The 17,952-nt window shown below is 52.6% G+C and carries 15 protein-coding genes; 13 read left to right on the top strand and 2 right to left on the bottom strand.

Annotation, left to right across the window (positions count from 1 at the left end):
* The first annotated feature begins 836 nt into the window (after positions 1 to 836).
* The 12 genes from ABIZ35_RS04780 (at position 837) to ABIZ35_RS04725 (ending at position 16,133) form a co-directional block, all read left to right on the top strand.
* Positions 837 to 1,526 carry a DUF1559 domain-containing protein gene (locus ABIZ35_RS04780; RefSeq protein WP_348218729.1) on the top strand — a complete coding sequence of 230 codons (690 nt, stop codon included), beginning with the start codon at positions 837 to 839 and terminating at the stop codon, positions 1,524 to 1,526.
* Between the two features lie 89 nt (positions 1,527 to 1,615).
* Entirely contained in the window at positions 1,616 to 2,350 is a 735-nt protein-coding gene (locus tag ABIZ35_RS04775; protein WP_348218728.1) for a type II secretion system protein, read from the top strand.
* The gene (locus ABIZ35_RS04770) at positions 2,341 to 6,000 is read left to right on the top strand and encodes a hypothetical protein (protein WP_348218727.1); all 3,660 of its coding nucleotides are present in this window, start codon (positions 2,341 to 2,343) and stop codon (positions 5,998 to 6,000) included. Before ABIZ35_RS04775 ends, ABIZ35_RS04770 begins: the two co-directional genes overlap by 10 nt.
* Positions 6,001 to 6,089: 89 nt before the next feature.
* Positions 6,090 to 6,455 carry a hypothetical protein gene (locus ABIZ35_RS04765; RefSeq protein WP_348218726.1) on the top strand — a complete coding sequence of 122 codons (366 nt, stop codon included), beginning with the start codon at positions 6,090 to 6,092 and terminating at the stop codon, positions 6,453 to 6,455.
* Between the two features lie 118 nt (positions 6,456 to 6,573).
* Positions 6,574 to 7,152: a hypothetical protein gene (locus tag ABIZ35_RS04760; RefSeq protein WP_348218725.1), complete on the top strand. Its 579-nt coding sequence runs from the start codon at positions 6,574 to 6,576 to the stop codon at positions 7,150 to 7,152.
* Positions 7,153 to 7,195: 43 nt separating this feature from the next.
* The gene (locus ABIZ35_RS04755) at positions 7,196 to 8,191 is read left to right on the top strand and encodes a DUF1573 domain-containing protein (RefSeq protein ID WP_348218724.1); all 996 of its coding nucleotides are present in this window, start codon (positions 7,196 to 7,198) and stop codon (positions 8,189 to 8,191) included.
* Positions 8,192 to 8,249: 58 nt separating this feature from the next.
* Positions 8,250 to 9,161: an ABC transporter ATP-binding protein gene (locus ABIZ35_RS04750; RefSeq protein ID WP_348218723.1), complete on the top strand. Its 912-nt coding sequence runs from the start codon at positions 8,250 to 8,252 to the stop codon at positions 9,159 to 9,161.
* Between the two features lie 17 nt (positions 9,162 to 9,178).
* On the top strand, positions 9,179 to 10,744 hold the full coding sequence (locus ABIZ35_RS04745) for a hypothetical protein (RefSeq protein WP_348218722.1): 1,566 nt from the start codon (positions 9,179 to 9,181) through the stop codon (positions 10,742 to 10,744).
* 70 nt (positions 10,745 to 10,814) lie between these two features.
* Positions 10,815 to 12,092 (top strand): O-antigen ligase family protein, encoded by a 1,278-nt coding sequence (locus tag ABIZ35_RS04740; RefSeq protein WP_348218721.1) that lies wholly within the window; start codon positions 10,815 to 10,817, stop codon positions 12,090 to 12,092.
* Complete coding sequence (locus ABIZ35_RS04735; protein WP_348218720.1) at positions 12,056 to 13,204, top strand: TlpA disulfide reductase family protein; 1,149 nt, start codon at positions 12,056 to 12,058, stop codon at positions 13,202 to 13,204. The genes ABIZ35_RS04740 and ABIZ35_RS04735 overlap by 37 nt, the downstream gene beginning before the upstream one ends.
* A gap of 824 nt (positions 13,205 to 14,028) precedes the next feature.
* A complete protein-coding gene (locus ABIZ35_RS04730; protein ID WP_348218719.1) occupies positions 14,029 to 15,705 on the top strand; it encodes a transglycosylase domain-containing protein in 1,677 nt (558 codons plus the stop codon).
* Complete coding sequence (locus tag ABIZ35_RS04725) at positions 15,705 to 16,133, top strand: DUF1573 domain-containing protein (protein ID WP_348218718.1); 429 nt, start codon at positions 15,705 to 15,707, stop codon at positions 16,131 to 16,133. The genes ABIZ35_RS04730 and ABIZ35_RS04725 overlap by 1 nt, the downstream gene beginning before the upstream one ends.
* 53 nt (positions 16,134 to 16,186) lie before the next feature.
* Here ABIZ35_RS04725 and ABIZ35_RS04720 read toward each other — a convergent pair whose 3' ends face one another.
* A complete protein-coding gene (locus ABIZ35_RS04720; protein ID WP_348218717.1) occupies positions 16,187 to 16,378 on the bottom strand; it encodes a hypothetical protein in 192 nt (63 codons plus the stop codon).
* 20 nt (positions 16,379 to 16,398) lie between these two features.
* Positions 16,399 to 16,794, bottom strand: coding sequence for a hypothetical protein (locus ABIZ35_RS04715; protein WP_348218716.1), 396 nt, complete (start codon positions 16,792 to 16,794; stop codon positions 16,399 to 16,401).
* Positions 16,795 to 16,946: 152 nt separating this feature from the next.
* On the opposite strand from ABIZ35_RS04715, the gene ABIZ35_RS04710 reads away from it, so the two are divergent.
* Entirely contained in the window at positions 16,947 to 17,936 is a 990-nt protein-coding gene (locus tag ABIZ35_RS04710) for an aldo/keto reductase (RefSeq protein WP_348218715.1), read from the top strand.
* The last annotated feature ends 16 nt before the right edge of the window (positions 17,937 to 17,952 follow it).

Below are 17,952 nucleotides of genomic sequence, written 5' to 3'. Positions count from 1 at the left end.
GGAACTGGGGGCCTTGCTCAAGAAGGCCGATGACAGACTGAGCAACGAGCCGCAAATCTTGAAAGGCTGTATGTCAGAGTTAATGTCTCAGTGAAAGCACGTTATCGGATCGAGAGAAAGTCAATAGGCCTAAAAATAAAATGATTTTTTTTTGGCTTATTGGATCACAATAGATATGATCTACGGTTGTACGCTAGGCTTTATCCATTATGCTGCACAGGCGAGCGTCTCTATGAGAAGGCGGATGATTTTCGTCTGATATTTCTGAATGCGGTGTCGCAATATGACATGCGGATGATCAGATCGCTTTCGCAGAGCCCCGGAATTTGTTCTTGCCAGAGCTTTAGTATTTGCCCTTGCCAGAGATGACAGCGCAGCAGAACCTATCGGATCCATCCGAATGGATTGCGATCCATGAAGCCTAGCCATATTGATAAAGTTTAAGTTCGCTTGCTGTCTGTTTATTCAAGCGTTTTATTATATGGGAGCGCGATCTCCAATTTTGTTAAAATAGTCGACTAATTGTATCAATTGTTATCGATTTTTAAACAAAACAGGTACAAAACACAACGCGCATAGGTACAAAACGCAGAGTATAGATGATGCTTAAATATTTATTTTCAGATTCATTGTATTTTGAATTCGTGCGTGGTACAATGCTCCCAGACAAGCAAACCTCGGGTAACCAGCTCCACTCCCTTGGTGTCTAAAATTCTACAAAAAATAAGTAGCATAAGACCAGTATTGATGTTCATGCGTACGTGGGCTTCAAGTCTAGTCGCTCTTCTTATCAGTCCACCTTAGGTGAAACGCGATATGATGATGGTTTACACACGATGAGGAAGACAGTCGCAAAAGCTTTCACAATCATCGAATTGTTAGTTGTGATAGCGATTATCGCCATTGTTGCGTCTATTCTTTTCCCCGCTTTTGCCAAAGTGCGGGAGAAGGCGCGCCAGACGACCTGTGCAGGCAATTTGCGCCAGCTTGGGATGGCGTTTCAGCAATATACTCTCGACAACGATGAACTGCTGCCAAGCACCTACTGTTGTGGGGACGGGGTGAATGATAAAGTCGGCGGCTGGGTTGCATTCAATACTTTTCCCGTGAACGATCCCGGAGGGCGTTTCGATGTCAAGCTGGGCAATCTCTTTCCCTATGTTAAGAACGCGCAGGTATATGTTTGCCCAGACGATGCCGAGGGACGAGTGAGCGGAAACTCCTACGCCATTAATTCCTGCACGATGCAGCCGATAAATGACGCTCATCTTTATCCTGGCAAGTCGCTGGCGCAGATCGACAATACTTCGGGAATGATGCTGCTTGGCGAAGAGGCGGCGCATGAGTTCGGTCGCGGCACCGACGATGGGTATTTTCGTTTCCAGAACAATATCGCGGACACGCGTCATACGGGCGGAAGCAACTTGAGTTTCGTGGATGGCCATGTCAAGTGGTATTCCGACGATCAGCTCGCAACACAGCATCTGCAGGCGCAGACACCGACAGGCGCGGATTGCCCGGAATAGTATGAGACGCGCTTTAGCTATTACATCTACAAGCAAGTGACAATAATTGCGTTATGCGATTATTGCTTTTTTGAAAGGATTGCCCATTGATGTTTTCCTCTCGTAATCAACGCTTACAGCGTGGCGTCACGTGGCTAGAACTGATCCTGTTAATCGCTACATTTGCTATCCTGATTGCCGTCGCTGTTCCTGTGTCAGGGAAGCTCAAGGAACGGGGGAAGGAGAGCAGTTGTGTCGCCAACATGCAGCACCTGGGAGCCGCGATCAACCAGTACGTGGCGGACAATGACGGTCTTTATCCCATGGCCTGGCAGGGCGGGATTAACACACATATCAATACGGGCCAGCTTCAGTACTGGCCCTATGCGATCTACCCGTATGTCAAGGACCGCCATCGCTATAAGTGTGTCAACGACACACACAAGAATGCTTGCAGCTATCTGATTAACAGTTGGGTCATCGATGTCAAAGCCGATAGCGCGAACAGCCCAACCCGTAAAGCGTCCTCCATTAGTCTTCCCTCGCGCTTTGTGCTGCTGACGGAAGGCATGCTGCTCGAAGGCGGCGATGCGGATCCGAGCATGGCGATCACGGGGCATGGGCTGAACACCGATTACACCCTGGCGGGTGATATCAAGCGAATCACGTCGCCAGAGCAAAAGCTTCCTCGCCACGATCGCCATCTTGTGTTTCTGTACCTCGATGGGCATTCCGGAGTGAGCCCGGAACTGCCGGAAGTGAAAGATGGAGACTATGCGCCCGTGAAGGAGGCGCTGCCCTTCGCGAGATACTTCGACGATCGGGGGGACGACTGGTGGCAGTAATTACTTCGCCTCAGCAAAGAACGGCTCATAGCTCCTTAACGCCATTTTCCGTGGATGAGCGGAGAGGGCTCGCGTTCGCACGGAAGGCCGCAGCGGCAAGCGCCGTCCTGCTGCTCCTTTGGCTGTGCCTGCGGGACTGGCTGACGTCGAGCGTTGCGCAGTATCCTTATGCTGTATCGCTAATTGACACAATTGCAATTTTGATCGGAGCCCTGGCTGCTGGGTCAAAGCTCTCCGCCAGCCGTCTGTGGGATTTGCTGACCGTTGCGGGAGCCGTGATCTGCGTCTTGGCGTACTTGCCGATGCCGTCCGCGTATACGCTCGCTTTGTATCATGCCAGCCCTATGGTTCCCGTCTTTACGCTTGCACTCGCTCTGCCGCGAACGATGATGCGTGCAGGATGGCCGTCGCGGATCAATCTTGTTTCGATCGGGAGGAGCGTAAGACGGGCTTTGACGGAGCCGGTCGATCGGAGAACGCTTGTTGTGAGCGTCCGGTCCGGGGCGTCGGCCCCGATTTCGCCACAGGTGCGATGGGCGATCGCGGTTTCCGCGTCTCTGGCGGCGTGCGCTGCGCTGATCTTTGACGCGAGAACGCAATCCGCCGCCCAGCAGCCGTCGATTCTGCTGTTTAGTCTTGCTATCCTGGCGTGCCTGCGCCTCATTCGATGGATCTCACTGCGGCAAAAAATCGCGCTTATTCCGGCGTCGTTTGTAGCCATGATCTTTTGCGCGCTTTACATTGCGTCTCCTTTCGCATCGCGCTTGGCCACTCTCGTGTTTGGTGATTCCCAAAACGGCTCGCCTCCCTCCGGCGCACTGATTTTGAACTGGATCCTGGCTTGCGTGGCGCCATTTTTCGTGATCGGCGTTCTGGAGTTGCTGTGGCCTTCGAATAAGGCGTCCGCCGATCGTCTCCATGTGAATGAGTCTGAGACAGGCGCTAATGTCGCTGCGGAGAAGCGGCCGTCGATCAAACTGCGAGGAACGATCCTTCGCCCCATCGGGTTTGTCGTTCTGCTTCTCATTTGTCTCGGTCTGGAAGTGGTGTGGAGCGGCGCCAGATCCGCATATCTTGGGCAGGGATTATGGTGCGTTTCCGCCCTGGTTTGCGCCGTAACGCTGCCTGATCTTATCGCATATGCGCGAAGGCTCCGCGACGAACCTGGGAATCAGAAATTGGACCGTTTCTCTGAACGGCTGAATAAGAAAGTGGATTTTCGGGGGATTGCAAAGGCGATCGCCAAATCGATCCGGTCATTCTTGACCTGGAAGATCGACTTGGCGGCGATAATCGAGAAACGCCATGCTCGCTCCACAAAGCGCAGGTACGGCTTCAGCGCGGGAAATTCGCTGGCGAGTCCGTCCGTGAGCCGCCGGCTCTCGGACCATGTAGGGATTGGCCAAGAGTTTTCTCCGCTTTCGATCGCCATGCTGCAAGCCCTGGCGCTGATGGCTGGAATCATGGGCTTGCTGCTTGCACCGAACGGCGACGCACATGCGCCGTCAATCTTTTCAGGGCTTTGGCTGCTGCCTGCGGTAATTTTAATTCGCAAAGTAGGAAGCACGTCAAGAGTGCGCCAGTGGGGGCAGTTCTGCGTATTGGGGGCAATCTGTCTCTTTCCAATCGTGTCCATGCTGCGAACAGAGATCAATCCGCCTGTTTCTCAACCCAATGATTTTCGCATTCTGATGCTCGGATCGGGGATGGAGCGGTTTCCTAGCGAGAGCGGACTGGAATTTATTGGAGAGCAGGGACTCATTACATGGCTTCTGATCGGCGCCGCGCTGATTTGGGGCGTTCGCCGCGCGGCGGGCGTCCTTGGAAAGCAGGCGTCAGTCTCATCACAGGAATCAACATACGACGGCCCCGTCATGGAAACGCACGGAAGAGAAAACGGCGAGGCGAAGATGGACCTGTTCTGCGCCGCTTCCGTCGCGATGATCGGCACACTTTATTGGGGACTGTCCTTTTCCAATCCCGGCGTACTGCTGACTACCGCCATTTCCATTGGCGCGCTGTTTGGTATTTCCCGTACGTCGCAGACGCCACGGCGCGCGGCGTCTCCTTGGCGATGGAGGGTGATCGCACTGGCGGCGTGTGTCGTATTCGCGATTGGGGCAGGCGTCAGGATGTACTCGCGCGCTCTTGCCGGCGGATCTTCTCCTGGCGCCTCTGTCGCCTGGAAAGATCTACCCCCTTCCGCTGCAAAGGTCCTTTCGGCTAACGTGCCTTTCGCCATGACCTGGCCGGAGGGACACGCACTGATCCGGCGATGCTTCGGAGCCCAGTTGAACACGCCGCTGTCCGCTCCCGCGTATATCGCGGCTCGGATCACGGGATCAGACTATTCGCGGAATCCCCTGCGATCGGCGGCCGCGACGCTGCTTGGTATGCAGCTGAGTTCCGACGCATCCATGCCGCGCATCTACGAACTTTATGTCAATTTGCAGGATTACGGATATATCGGCGGTGGGACAGATCGACGAACCAGCGGCATCGCTCAGGCGTCGCGGGAGGCGTTTGGCGTCATGCCCGCAGGATTGAACGAGGCCCAGATGGAGTTCCTTCTGGGCAGTCCAATCCGTGTGGACAATCTGTCGCTGATTGAGGCGGCCGCTCCCATCCGGTTCGCCGAATCCCCAGCAAATTACAAATATACTCCTTATTCGGCGGCAGGATTGCCTGCGGTCGGCGGCTGGGAGATGCATAACGGCGTCCTTAACAATCAAGGCGCATATGCATCGTATATGGTGGCAAGCGGAATGTTCCCTTATGTTTCGTCCTTAAAAGGCGCCACTCCGATCAGTGCGTATAACACTTCCACTCAGGCTTGGTCGCTTAATAACTCGGGGCAGATTGCCGGCTCTTCGTCGAACTGGGCGGCGCGCTGGGATCGGCGCGGCGACATCCAAAACTTGGGTGTCCTTCCTGGCTTTACGAATTGCGCGGCGCGCGCCATTAACGATCGTGGTGATGTGGCTGGATATGCCTGGAATAATAATGCTCCTGAGGGGGAAACGGAATTCCGCGTCGTCAGCCATGCATTCCTGTGGTCGCACGGCCGGATGCGCGATTTGGGCGTGCCGCATGGATATGTCAGCAGCCGCGCCTACGCCATCAACAATCGCGGTCAGGTCGCGGGCTGGCTTCTGACTAAGTCAGGACAGACTCATGCGATGCTGTGGCAGGATGGGGTGATGCACGATCTAGGGACGTTTCCAGGGGGGCAAACAAGTGTCGTCAACGCGATTAATGACGCTGGACAGGTTGTTGGATCCTCTCAGCATCAGGGAGGTGCGGTGACTGCCTGCCTCTGGCAAAACGGACGAATACTGGACTTAGGGCGTCTGCCGGGCGACGTGTACTCGCGTGCTTTAGGGATCAACGATCTGGGTCAGATCGTGGGAGAGAGCCGCCTGGATACGAATGTGAATTACGCCGGCGGCGTGGGTTTCATCTGGGATGCGAAACACGGCATGCGCAACCTCTGGACCATCTCTACTGGTGATAAAACACCGCGAACGAAAACCGCGCACTGTACGGCGGCGGTATCCATCAACGATCAGAGTGAGATTTTGGGATACGGGTTCTATGAAGTGATCGGAGAGCCCAGACGCCACTTCTTATTAAGGCCATTAAATCATTAAGCCTTCGGCGAATATGCCGCTTCCATTCCACCATCTTGACGTTCCAGATCGCTATCGATCAGCCATAGACAAAAGGAGACCGGATTACTATGAAGACACTTCGAAAATTTCAGCCTTTAGCCCTTGCCATGCTCGTTTTAGGTTTTGCATTTCAGATATCAATCTTGACATCTGTTCCAGCTTATGCGGATGAGCAATGCGTGGCAGTCACAATGGACGAGACCACGAATCCGGAAACGCCGGCAGCGGCGCAAGCGCAAGGTCTCTCCGCTATGGCCGCCAGCAGCTGGTGTACATGGGCTTGCTCTGCGGCATGCGCCGTTGCAGTCGGCGCCGGATGCGCCACCATTAGCATTACTACTGGCGGCACCGCAGCTGTTCCGCTGGTTTTGAGCGGCGCCGCTATCGCATCCGTCGCAGCTTGCTGCGTGGCGTGTGATGCGTATTTCTGTTAGTCGATAATATCTTAGAGAGCTAACCTCATAGCGGTCTGGAACGAGATTTGCTGGAGCGTTAACTGAAAAGAGATCAGAGTGAAGTTAAGAACACACTCGAATAGGGAGGTCTGGAATTATGGCGCGGCGACTCATTATTTGTTTTGTGATTATGAACATCGGCGTTTTGTCACTCATTACTTTTCGTCATCGACCGTCTCCCGTGGCGGGGCCTAGTGCAAGAATGGCGTCAGCGGCCGTCGGTTTAGAGAATCGGCGCATTATGAGTAAGACGAATTTTCTAAAACTGAATACGGTAGTTAATGGCATGTTTAAGACGCACGCCATTACCGATAGTGATTTTGATTGGCTGATGAAATTGAACGCCGATAACTCGCTGCCAGGATCTTCGTCACAGACCGAGAGTGATCGCCACGCCCTGACATTGGTGGCTCTGGAAACCGTCGCGACTTGCACAAAGCCTGCCGAGTCGCGAAAGGACATCCTGTACGACGAGGCAATCGGCGCGCTAACTTCCAAGGATAAAGTTGGAGTGGACAAAATCTTAAGCATACGAATGATTGTGGCGCTTGACAGAGCAAAGGGGGTCCCCGCGATATTGCCGCTCGTTGACTCTCCGGTTAAGGAGGTCCGAACTACGGCGCGATGGGCGCTCAAGCAGCTCTCGACGGCGCATAAAGATGATCAATCGGTATAACCGAGCGGCGTCTCATTGACATCATTCCCTAAATTGGCATACAATGAAAAAGAAACCCATCGCCGTTATCTGTATTTGCTCGCTGATCGTGATCGCCGGAGCGTGTCTTGTGCAGTTATCACATCGAGCATCTGCGGGCGACCGTAACGCCTCCAATTTGGCGACAGTCGTACAGCTGGTTCCAAGGTCAATACAGTTAGGAACGATTGATTCCGGGTCCGTCGCCATAAAAACAATTTCGCTGAAGAACAATTCAGGAAATATTTTGAAAATTCAGCGCATCATACCCAGCTGCGGCTGTACGACGGTGAACGCCGTTCATGAGATCTCGCCGCACGGCCAGGCAACGCTGCGTGTGCGCTACGATACCTTCAAAAGAACCGGCGAGATCAACAAAATGATCAGCGTTTGGTTCAGCGGGTATGCGTCCCATTTAGAAATCCCAATTCAAGGATTTAGCTCACCCGTCTACATTGCTCCCATGAGCCTTTTTCCTAAAGATGCATTGCTTGGGCAAAAATCAACAGTCAAGTTTGAGGTTCGTCGCATTGACAACAAAATGATCAAGAACCCTCGGCTTATCTGCAAGAACCTTCAGGAGCATAGTTTCAAGCAAACGGCGGGTGGGATCGTGATTTCGGGATCCGCAGACAATATGATGCCAGGGGAAGTGGCTGCGGAAGCCCGCTTGGAATGCGACAACGCACCTGCCCTGGTTGTTCCAATCACCTATCGCGTTCGCGGTAACTATGTTTCGACGCCGGCGATGCTGAATTTCGGCGGCGTCAGCGATGGGAAAGCCGTGACGCGTGAGCTTCGCGTTTCCACTCTTTATCCTGTCGACCGCGTACGCATCGGCTTTTGTCCCCGCAGTGTAAAAATTAACCTGAAACGAGTCTCCAATAAGATGATTTCCGTGGTGGCGGTGCTGGATCCAAAAAATCTGGAGAATAACCTACTCGATTCGAAAGTCATTCTCTACTACGGCCCGAATTTCCGTGAGCCTGTTGTTATTCCGGCTTACGCGGCGGTGCTGTAACGCTTCGAGCAGTCTCATCGAATATTTCCGCGAAATCGCCGGAGAGGTCTCCCGAAAAATGGGTTCTGTCCTGGAAGTCAGCGGCCTGACGCGCAGATATGGCGCGAAAACCGCCTTGGATAATGTCAGCCTGAAGATCAATACCGGCTCCGTATTCGGTTTGATCGGGGAAAATGGCGCGGGCAAGAGCACATTCATCAAGCACCTGGTGGGTCTGCTCTCGCCTCAGCAAGGAACCGTTCGTGTTTTTGGAAAAGACCCTGTGGCGGACCCTGTGGAGGTGCTTTCAAGAATCGGCTACCTTCCCGAGGAAAATGATCTTCCCCCCTGGATGCGCGTACGCGACTTGACGGCATACATGGAGTCGTTCTATCCATCCTGGGATCGTGAGTATGCCGAGCAGTTGCGGCGCAGCTTCGGCATTGAGCCGAAGGCGCGGATTAAAGAACTGTCCAAGGGACAGAAGACACGGGTCAGCCTGATCTTTGCTCTCGCCTATCGGCCGGATTTACTAGTGCTGGACGAGCCATCCGCCGGGCTGGATCCCATACTGCGTCGCGATTTGCTGAACGCGATCGTTCGTACGATCGCGGATGAGGGCCGGACAGTCTTGTTTTCTTCCCATTCGCTGCATGAGGTAGAGCAGACTTGCGATCATGTCGCGATGATCCGCAGTGGTGTATTGGTCTTGTGTGATACTCTGCCCCGCATCAAAAACGCCCACTTCCGTATTCGTCTGCCTCAGCATAGTCCCGATCTCTCTCACAGTGGCGTCCGAGTGATCGCCGCTCAGAGTAGCGTGGACGGATACTCCGCAGTATGCTTCGGATCGCCGACAGACATGGACTTTACAATTGAAAAGAATGGTGTGAATGCCTCATGCGTCGAGCCAGTCAATTTGGAAGAAATCTTCATGGCGTATTCCGACCTCGATATGACGGATCATCTCGCGTCGCTCAAGTCGGAATGATGCGCTCGCGGGAGGACGTGAATCGAATCTTTGGGATATATCGCCTGATCATTGCACTCAATTCCCCATGGATTATTTCCTGCTGGCTGACATTGAGCGTCATGATGATAATCCTGCGCACGCATATCATTCCGCTTTCCACAATTCTCGATGATTTGCCGACGATTGTTCGAGAAATGAAGAATAACGGATCGGCCCGGTTCCTGGTGATTGGGCTGCAGGTGTTTTTCGCGTTTAGCTCGATACGGTTCGCACGGCTTGGAGGGAGCCTCAAGGAAAATGGCTCCCTCCTGTCGACACTGGTATTCCTGCGCCCGCTCAAAGCCTCGCAGCTTACCGGAGTTGTGATCGTGTTTGCGTCCTGTCACGTGATTCTTCTTTGGAGCTGTCTTGTAACGTTGGTTCTTAACCCACTGGGATTCCAGGTGGATCTTCTCCGAACCAACATGGCTCTTGCCGCTCAAGTCCCGCTGCTGCTTTCCTTGATGTGGCTTTCCGGTGTGCTGTCTTCCGCATTCAACCTTCTCATTTGTGCTCCTTACCTTCTCGCTTTTGCTGACAGCCGGGCAGCATCAACGCCAGTATGGGAGGGGGCGGGAGTATGCATTTTTGTGGTGCTCTTGGCGGCGTATGGATCCGCAGCCATTGTTGAAATGAACCGTCGCGGTGATAAATTCTTCGTTACAAATCGTCCTGTCGATCCGCACGTGATTGCCAAAACATCCGTGGACGCTCCGCGAAAGAAATTTCCTTCGCGAATGCTCGCCTATTGCTGGTTTGAACTGAATGATATGTTCTGGCAGATCATCGGGATGCCGCTCATTGCATGCTTGGTCGGCTTGCTCTTGGCGAGTTGGATTGACCCCATCGTCTGCCTGAAACTCATGGTGTTCGCGTCATTTTCAGGAGTTCTTACCTTTTCCGACATCAAGCTGCTTACCGCTGACGGCGGCCTGCGTACTTTCTGCGCCGTCCGCCCCATGCGAAATACGGAATATGCGTCCGCCATTGCTTTTATCACACTTCTGAAGATCTTGATTCCGGCATCTATTTGCGTCGTTTTTACCGCGATCTTGCTGACGGTCTCCGCTCCTCCGATGACCTTGGAGGGCGGCGAAGCATTGGGAGCAGCGCTTAGCCTTGCCCTGATTTTGCTTGTCTCATGGAAGTGCCTGATGATCAATGTGGGACTGACGCTGACGGGACGTTCCTGGGTTCGTCCCATCTTTTCTTTTTGTGTCTGCATTCTGATTCTCCTGGTTGTCATGCAGTTTTCCAAAGGCAGCCACGACATTTTGCGGTTAGCCCAATCGGGCATTGTCGGACTGGCGGCGTTGCGTGCGGCTTTTCTATGCCTGATTCTTATAGGGATGATACGTCGGAAATTGCTGAGTTCGGTCGCCGGGTTGCGAGGTGGAGCTGTCTGGCTAGCCGTGCTGCTGCTGACGTCCATCATGTTGTATGTCATTTCGTCCGCAGGACATCTTTCCGTCGTCGCGGCCATTTCTATTGTCGCCCTTACGATCCCTGGCTTTACTCTTATCACGCCAGTGTTAGCGCTGGAATGGAATCGGCGCAGATAATGCGTCACGGAATTTTACCGTACACCAAAATTCAATGAATAAGTGTCTCACTCACCCATTGCTAGCGAAATTGACGGATATTGTTTTATGTGTCTGGTTAATTATTGGCTATTTTTTACCAAATACTTATTTTTATAATTGCTCCGCCAAGTTCTTAGTTGGGTATTCTTACCTCTATGTTTCTCAAACGATAATTACCATACTTGTCATCTCCGCCGCCGCAATTTTAATGCTGCGAATCCTTCGTGAGTCTATCGGCTCATCGTCTATTCAGCTTTATTGCGGCCTCATCGCTTTTTTTGCCGTGTATATCTATGCGGCTGTTTACAAGCTATACACGGGAGGTTTAAATACTGGCGAAGTGTCTTTACTGATCGCATTTTGCATTGGACTTCTGGCGAGCCGCATTCTTAACATTTCGAATGTCATACTGATCATATGTTTATTAGGCGCCGTTCAATCTCTCTTTATGGTGTACTATTCCTTCCATCATGTTCATGTCATCGTTTCTGGAAATGTCATACGGTCCGCAGGAACATTTTCTGATCTATCGGAAATGTATGGCATTTTTGTCGTGACTATTCCTTTGGCGGCATCGATTTGTATGTCGAAGGTCCGCTCCCTTCGGATCCTGGGATTATCCTGTCTCCTTTTCCTGGTGATTGGTTTTACAATGACGTGGTATCGCGGAGCGGCGCTCGGCATTGCCGCTGGATTGATTTGGCTGTTTGCGCAATGTCCATTTTCGGCAAGAAAACGTCTTTTTATGATCCTATCAACGCTGCTCTTTCTCACTGTTGTGATGTTTGTGCGCGTTCACGATCATGTTTCCAGCAGCTCATCGACGCGCTCCATAGCAAGCCGTCAAACATTGTTTCGAGCGGGCGCTGCATCCTTTATAAAGCATCCTGTATTTGGCCTCTTGCTCTCGGATATCAACTTTCCCGTAGAGAAAAAAATACCCTATGTTGATCTTCCGACAATAAAATTGGTAAATCACCCATACAACCAGTTTTTATTCTTTTTGGACAAGATGGGCGCTATAGGATTGATATTGATGTGCTGGTTCGGATATGGGATCTTCCGGGCTCTGAGCCGGCGTCGTGAGCCTATTCCGCTCAGCATCTCCGCCGCATGGGTGGCCTTGTTAACCGCAGGCTTCACAGACACGCTGTTTGGCGTACCCTCAGCAGACCACGACACAATGAATATGCTTGTGGGGCTTCTTATTGGATTGACGCTCATTTCGAGTTCTTCGGCGGCAAACACCTTGCTGGTGTCGAATATAGACAAGAAAACGGAGTTTGGATCATGCGAACTACTTATCTCACCGTCTTTACCACGGTGACGGCTTTCATCGCCGCCTCTGCTTGCGTTCTGGCCGATGTCACGCTGGACATGCATGTTATTCCTGGCGGAGCCATGGAACAGCAGTACAAAACCATGGATGCCAAGACAAAAGAGCAGATGGCGAAAATGCTGGATTATAAAGTGTATGTCAGTAATAACAAAGTTCGGACCGACACATATCTTATGACTTCTATCCTCGATATTAAAGCCGGGAAGATGTTTGCATGCAATAATATGTCGAAATCATACTCCGAGATACCATTTAGTGGTGGGAAGTACAACGTTTTACCGGCACAAGGCAAGATCAATAGTCTCAATAACAAAGTCGTTGACACAAAAGAAATGGTGATTATTCTGGGGCATAAGACCCGGCATTACATAATAACATCACGAGATAGCGGCTCGGTAATGAGAATGGATGAATATATTGCCCAGGATTTTTCCTCACGGGATATGGCTACATTTAAAAATCCCACACAGCCAGTCTTAGGAATCCCTCTGAAGATTAAGATGGTCATTTCGGGAAAGGATATGCCTGCTGAACTCAATATGACCATGATGGCAAGGTCGATCAGCACGACTCCCATCGAGAATGGTTTTTTTAGCATCCCGAGTGATTACAAGAAGACCGACTTAGCAAGTGCGATGACCAGAAATACGAACTTACTGGTCCAGGGAACGCCCGCGCCGGATTTTACCGCCTACACAAAAGAAGGACAGGCCGTGAAGCTCTCGGACTATCGAGGTAAGGTGGTGGTGGTGGATTTCTGGGCGACATGGTGTGCTCCTTGTCAAAAAGCGATGCCACATACACAATTTCTGGCCGAGAAATATAAAAATCAAGGACTAATTGTCATTTGCGTAAATGTCTGGGATCAAAAAAATGCGTTTCTGGATTGGGTTTCCAAACATCCACAATACTCCTCACTTGTGTTTTTAAAAGATACGGCCGCCAATCGACTTGATAGCATCGCCTCTCAGTTATATAAAGCGTCCGCAATCCCTACAGCTTATGTTATCGATACAGAGGGCAAGATCGTCGCCGGTCAAGTTGGATATCGTGAGGGGGATGTCGCCCTGGAAGACGCAGTGAAATTGGCGCTGCAATAGTATCGGAATGCGCTTGTTCATTTTTGCAAAAATCAATGTCCTGCACAGAAACCAAACATTCAAATCGCGAAAATACGAAAACAGGACGGGCGAGGCCATGGATCTCTGTTCTCAGTCAGGGATATGAGGCTTGTTTTCTTGCCTGCCTGATGTTCGTGGCCAAGGATTTCCTGTTTTCGTCGTCGGCTCCGTATCCTTACGCTGTGTTTTTGGGCGTCTTCTCGGAAATTATTGTCGCTTTCTGGCTGTACAGCGCTTTCCCAATCTTACGAAGCAGCCTGCTGGGAAGTGGGATTGTACAGGAAGATGTCAAGAGAAAGAAGTATCCGAATAGCGTCGTCTTTATAGTGACCGTCGAATTGGTTGTGGCCGTTTTGGTCGCAATCGCCTGCTGTCAAAGATTTCAGTCCACGCTGCCTCCCGTCGCCGATGAGCGGATGTGGTTGGGAAACGGAATGGGGACGGCAGATTACGCACTTATCTTGCCCCTTGGCGCAAGACTGGGGCAAGAGTTCGGATGGTGTATCGCGCCGCTGCTTTGCGTCTTGGTGATCTTGGCGCTGATACTTGGCGTGGCGGCTTTGTCATTGAGTCTGCGGTGTCAGCGTACACGGAAACAGGTGATTGTGGAGTGTGTGCTCTTCTTTGTTCCCGCCTGCATACTTGCCGTCCTTTTTTCGGCCCCGGGTGTGCGTCTTTTGAATGCCCATGGTCTCCTGGAGACGTGGTTATTCTTTTCGTCCATCGCCATTCTGGGCGGCGTCGCTTTGCCGCCCATGAAGTCCGTATCCCGGGAGCAGAGACGTCAGCCTTCTCGATCCCTTGTGAATACTCGACATTCCCGATCCGTTTTGATCGGCGCCGCTCTCGTCGTGACAGTGATTTTTGTTTCCTGCGATTACTTGCTCCGCAGGGCGGTGGCGCCGTATGGCGGCAATCGCGCTCCTTCGCGGTCCTCCCAGTTTGTTTCTCTGCAAGGCGTGTCGCCGTTGATGCAGGACGCAACGATCGCGATGGAAGACCATGCGTTCAATAGGCATCATGGCTTTGATTGGATCGCAATGCACCATGCTCTGCGTGCGGATCTGCGCGAGGGGCAGATTAAAGAAGGCGGCAGCACAATCACCCAGCAGCTCGCCAAGAACCTGTTCCTAACGAATGACCGAACCATATGGCGCAAAATTGAAGAGGCGGCCTATACCTCGGAGCTAGAACGAACGCTGCCAAAATCGCGCATTCTTGAGCTCTACTTGAACACGATTGATTACGGCATGGGGCAGCGCGGAATCACGGCGGCGGCGAGCTACTATTTCCATAAGACGCCTGCTCAATTAACTTTGGCGGAGAGTGCAATTCTCGTGGGGATCGTCCCTGACCCCATGCATGAACATATCGATCCGCAGCGGCTTGTCGCGGGGCAGCATACGGCGCTTAGTCGCATGCGCTACTTTTTTCCGAAACGATATACTCAAGAAGAGTGCGATCTGGCTTCCTGGTATCCGCTGAATATGCTGACCTACCCAGATAAGGACGCCTGGGATCGAGGGGCGACCTGCCAAATCCCCGCCGATTGGCATGGCGTTAAGCTTTACTTCTTTGCGAATCCCAATGAGCCGCTGCCCATTGCTCAAGCATCCCTCTCATTGAAGAATAGATTGGCGGGCTTTCTGGAGGATGCGCATCAGCATCTGCATGTGGTGGGGATCGATCATTTGGGCGTCTATAATGACCGAAGCACGCGCCAGGAAGCGAAGGTCATTTCCGCCCATGCGTATGGGCAGGCCATTGATATCTCCGGATTTCGATTTGCGAATGGCTCGCGAGTGAGTGTGAAAGATCACGGTAATCCGAAGGTGATGGCGCGGATCACCCCGCTGGAGCTAATGCTCAATCGTCACTTTGACGCTGTCGTGGATTGGAGGGACGATCCCAAATACCATCAGACCCATTTTCACTCTGAGGTGAAAGGATCGCGTCCCACGGCGCCTCGTCCCGTCCAGGAGCCACCTGCGAAAAGCGCAGAGCAAATCACAGCGGAAATCCGTGAGGCTCGTAACTTGCCCCCGCGCATCCGTACTTGGCTCCAACAGTCCTTGGCGCATCAGATAACAGATTATTCCTGCGGAGAAGCATGCGTGGCGGCGTTGCTTTCGGATTATAAAAACAAACCCGTGACCGAAGCGGAGGTTATGAGGGAACTCGGCTCCGAAAACGCCCGCGGCGCGGGGAGCGATGAATTGATCCGAGCGCTCAAGGCGCATGGTGAGACAGTAGCCTCCAGCATGCTGTCGCCAGATGAGCTTTTAGATCGTGTCAGTCGCACGGGCATACCAGTCATAGTCCATTTAATGCGTCCTGCAGGACATTGGATCGTGGTCGTGGGCGAGTGGGGGGGCTACTTTCTGATCGAAGACCCGCAGCGCGGTAATGTGCTAATGCCGAGAAACGAATTCTACGCTCGTTTCGATGGCGAGACAGTCAGTATCGAACGAGTGAAATAATGAATATCCGAATTTCCATTCTGCTGCTTGCAGTCCTTTTATTGCTTTTCGGCTTAGGGATTTCTACCAAGATGAGACGCAATGAAACTCCTGATGTGCAGGTTGCGGGAGGACTGATTTATGACGCGGGAGCGATTCCCGGCGACCGCCCTTTGATGCATACGTTTCAATTGACCAATCCGCACAGCTTTCCTGTTGGCTTGTCGATTGTGACGACAGGATGCGAATGCACGACCGCCACTGTTTCCGCTCCTACCATTCCGCCGCATGGTCAAGCTGATGTAATCGTGCGTGTGACACTCGAAGACACGAAGGACATTTCTTCTGGCTTGTGCTTCGCTGTCACACATGGCGATAAGCGAGTGGAAAACTGGCTGCTAATCACGGGACATGTGGGGCGTGTCGCGTCGAGTAATAAGAAACGATGACTTTCATAGGATTTACTCCACATCCGAATTTGTGACTGGTGACGGCGCTGCGTTCAATGCTGATTGGAGAAGTCATAAACTTCTTCTCCATGCTGGTAAATTGCATCACCGCCGTGAACGATGAAAAAACTGTCTGTGATTTCAATCGACGGCTCGTGATCTCCGTTTGCCCCAAGAAGCACATGGCAGCTTTCGCCGGGAGATAGCTCTAAACCCATGCCCCAGGGTTCGATCAGTACTGACATAGGAACGGCGTGGTGGTTCTTTAGAACGATCCAGCCCTGGGCTGCGGGAAAGCTTGTTCGTGTTTTGGGATATGCTTGCATCGCTGTTTTGTGATTGACGATTGGCGAACTCGTTCCATAACCTGTTCGCGCTGCCGTATTTTGCCGGTGAAAAACTTTTGCTTGCCGCCTTCATGATACACCACGGCGAACTCATCGTCGTCGCCTCTCAGGACCCCGGGACTAAGAAATTCCAGCCAATACCCCTCCTTTTGTCGTCGCCGTCGTTCTTTCAAGATTGCTCGACGGATCAACAGCGCTGTTGTGGCGATCATGAGAAGACCTAATGGGAAATGACGCCAAAGCCAGGCGCTGGCGCTCATCGTCGCCGCTGTTATCCAGATACGCAGGAACCCACGGGTAAATTTCTCGCTCATAAAATTACTCATAGTAGAAGTATCAAAGGCAGATCATTGTTAGTGTTTATTTTACATTATGTAGTAGCGTCAGACAATTGTCAATGGTGTTGGCAGGAATCCGCCTGAGTATGCCGAATTGGGTCGGTGACGCCGATGAGGAGAATTTGAGAATGCAATATACGAACCTGGGCCGCACGGGCCTGAAAGTCAGCCGCCTTTGTCTGGGCACGATGAACTTCGGCCCCGTTACTCCGGAGCCGGATAGCTTCGCCATTATGGACCGCGCTCTGGAGCACGGGATCAACTTCTTCGATACCGCCGATGTGTACGGATGGAAGAAGGGCGAGGGCGTGACCGAGCAGATCATTGGTCGCTGGTTCGCGCAGGGTGGAGGCCGCCGCGAGAAGACGGTGATCGCGACGAAAGTCTATGGAGACATGGGCGATGTATCGATGGGGATGGGCGAGTGGCCGAACACGTCGCGTTTGAGCAAGCTGCATATTCGGCGGGCGCTCGACAAGAGCCTGCAGCGCCTTCAGACGGACTACATCGATTTGTATCAAATGCACCATGTCTGGCGCGATTCGAGCTGGGAGGAGATCTGGGAGGCTTTTGAACTGGCTTACCAGCAAGGCAAGGTGCTTTACTTCGGCAGCAGCAACTTCGCCGGATGGCATATCGCGCAGGCGAACGAAGCGGCGCGGCGCCGCAATTTCCTGGGCTTGGTCTCCGAGCAGAGCAAGTACAGCCTGGTGCAGCGCGATATTGAGCGCGAGGTCATTCCGGCGGCTGAGTTCTACGGCCTGGGTGTGATCCCGTGGTCGCCGCTTGGCGGCGGATTACTGGGCGGGGTGCTGCAAAAGATTACCGAGGGGCGCCGCGCGTCGGAAGATATGCAGAAACAGATCGAAGCGCGGCGGCCGCAATTGGAGAAGTGGGAAGCGCTCTGCGCGGAGCTGGGCGAAAAGCCGGCGGACGTGGCGCTGGCGTGGATGCTGCAAAACCCGGTCATCACCGCGCCGATCATTGGGCCGCGCACGCTGGATCAGCTCGACGGCTCTCTGCGCGCATTGGAGATCAAGATCTCCGACGAGACGAACGGCAAACTCAATGAGCTGTTCCCAGGATACAAGACATCGCCGGAAGACTACGCCTGGTAATTCCGAATAGTCGACT

Source organism: Capsulimonas sp. (assembly GCF_039929585.1).
Classification (GTDB): Bacteria; Armatimonadota; Armatimonadia; order Armatimonadales; family Capsulimonadaceae; genus Capsulimonas.
The sequence above is the reverse complement of the archived record's forward strand: the minus strand, read 5'-3'. Positions and strand labels throughout refer to the sequence as shown.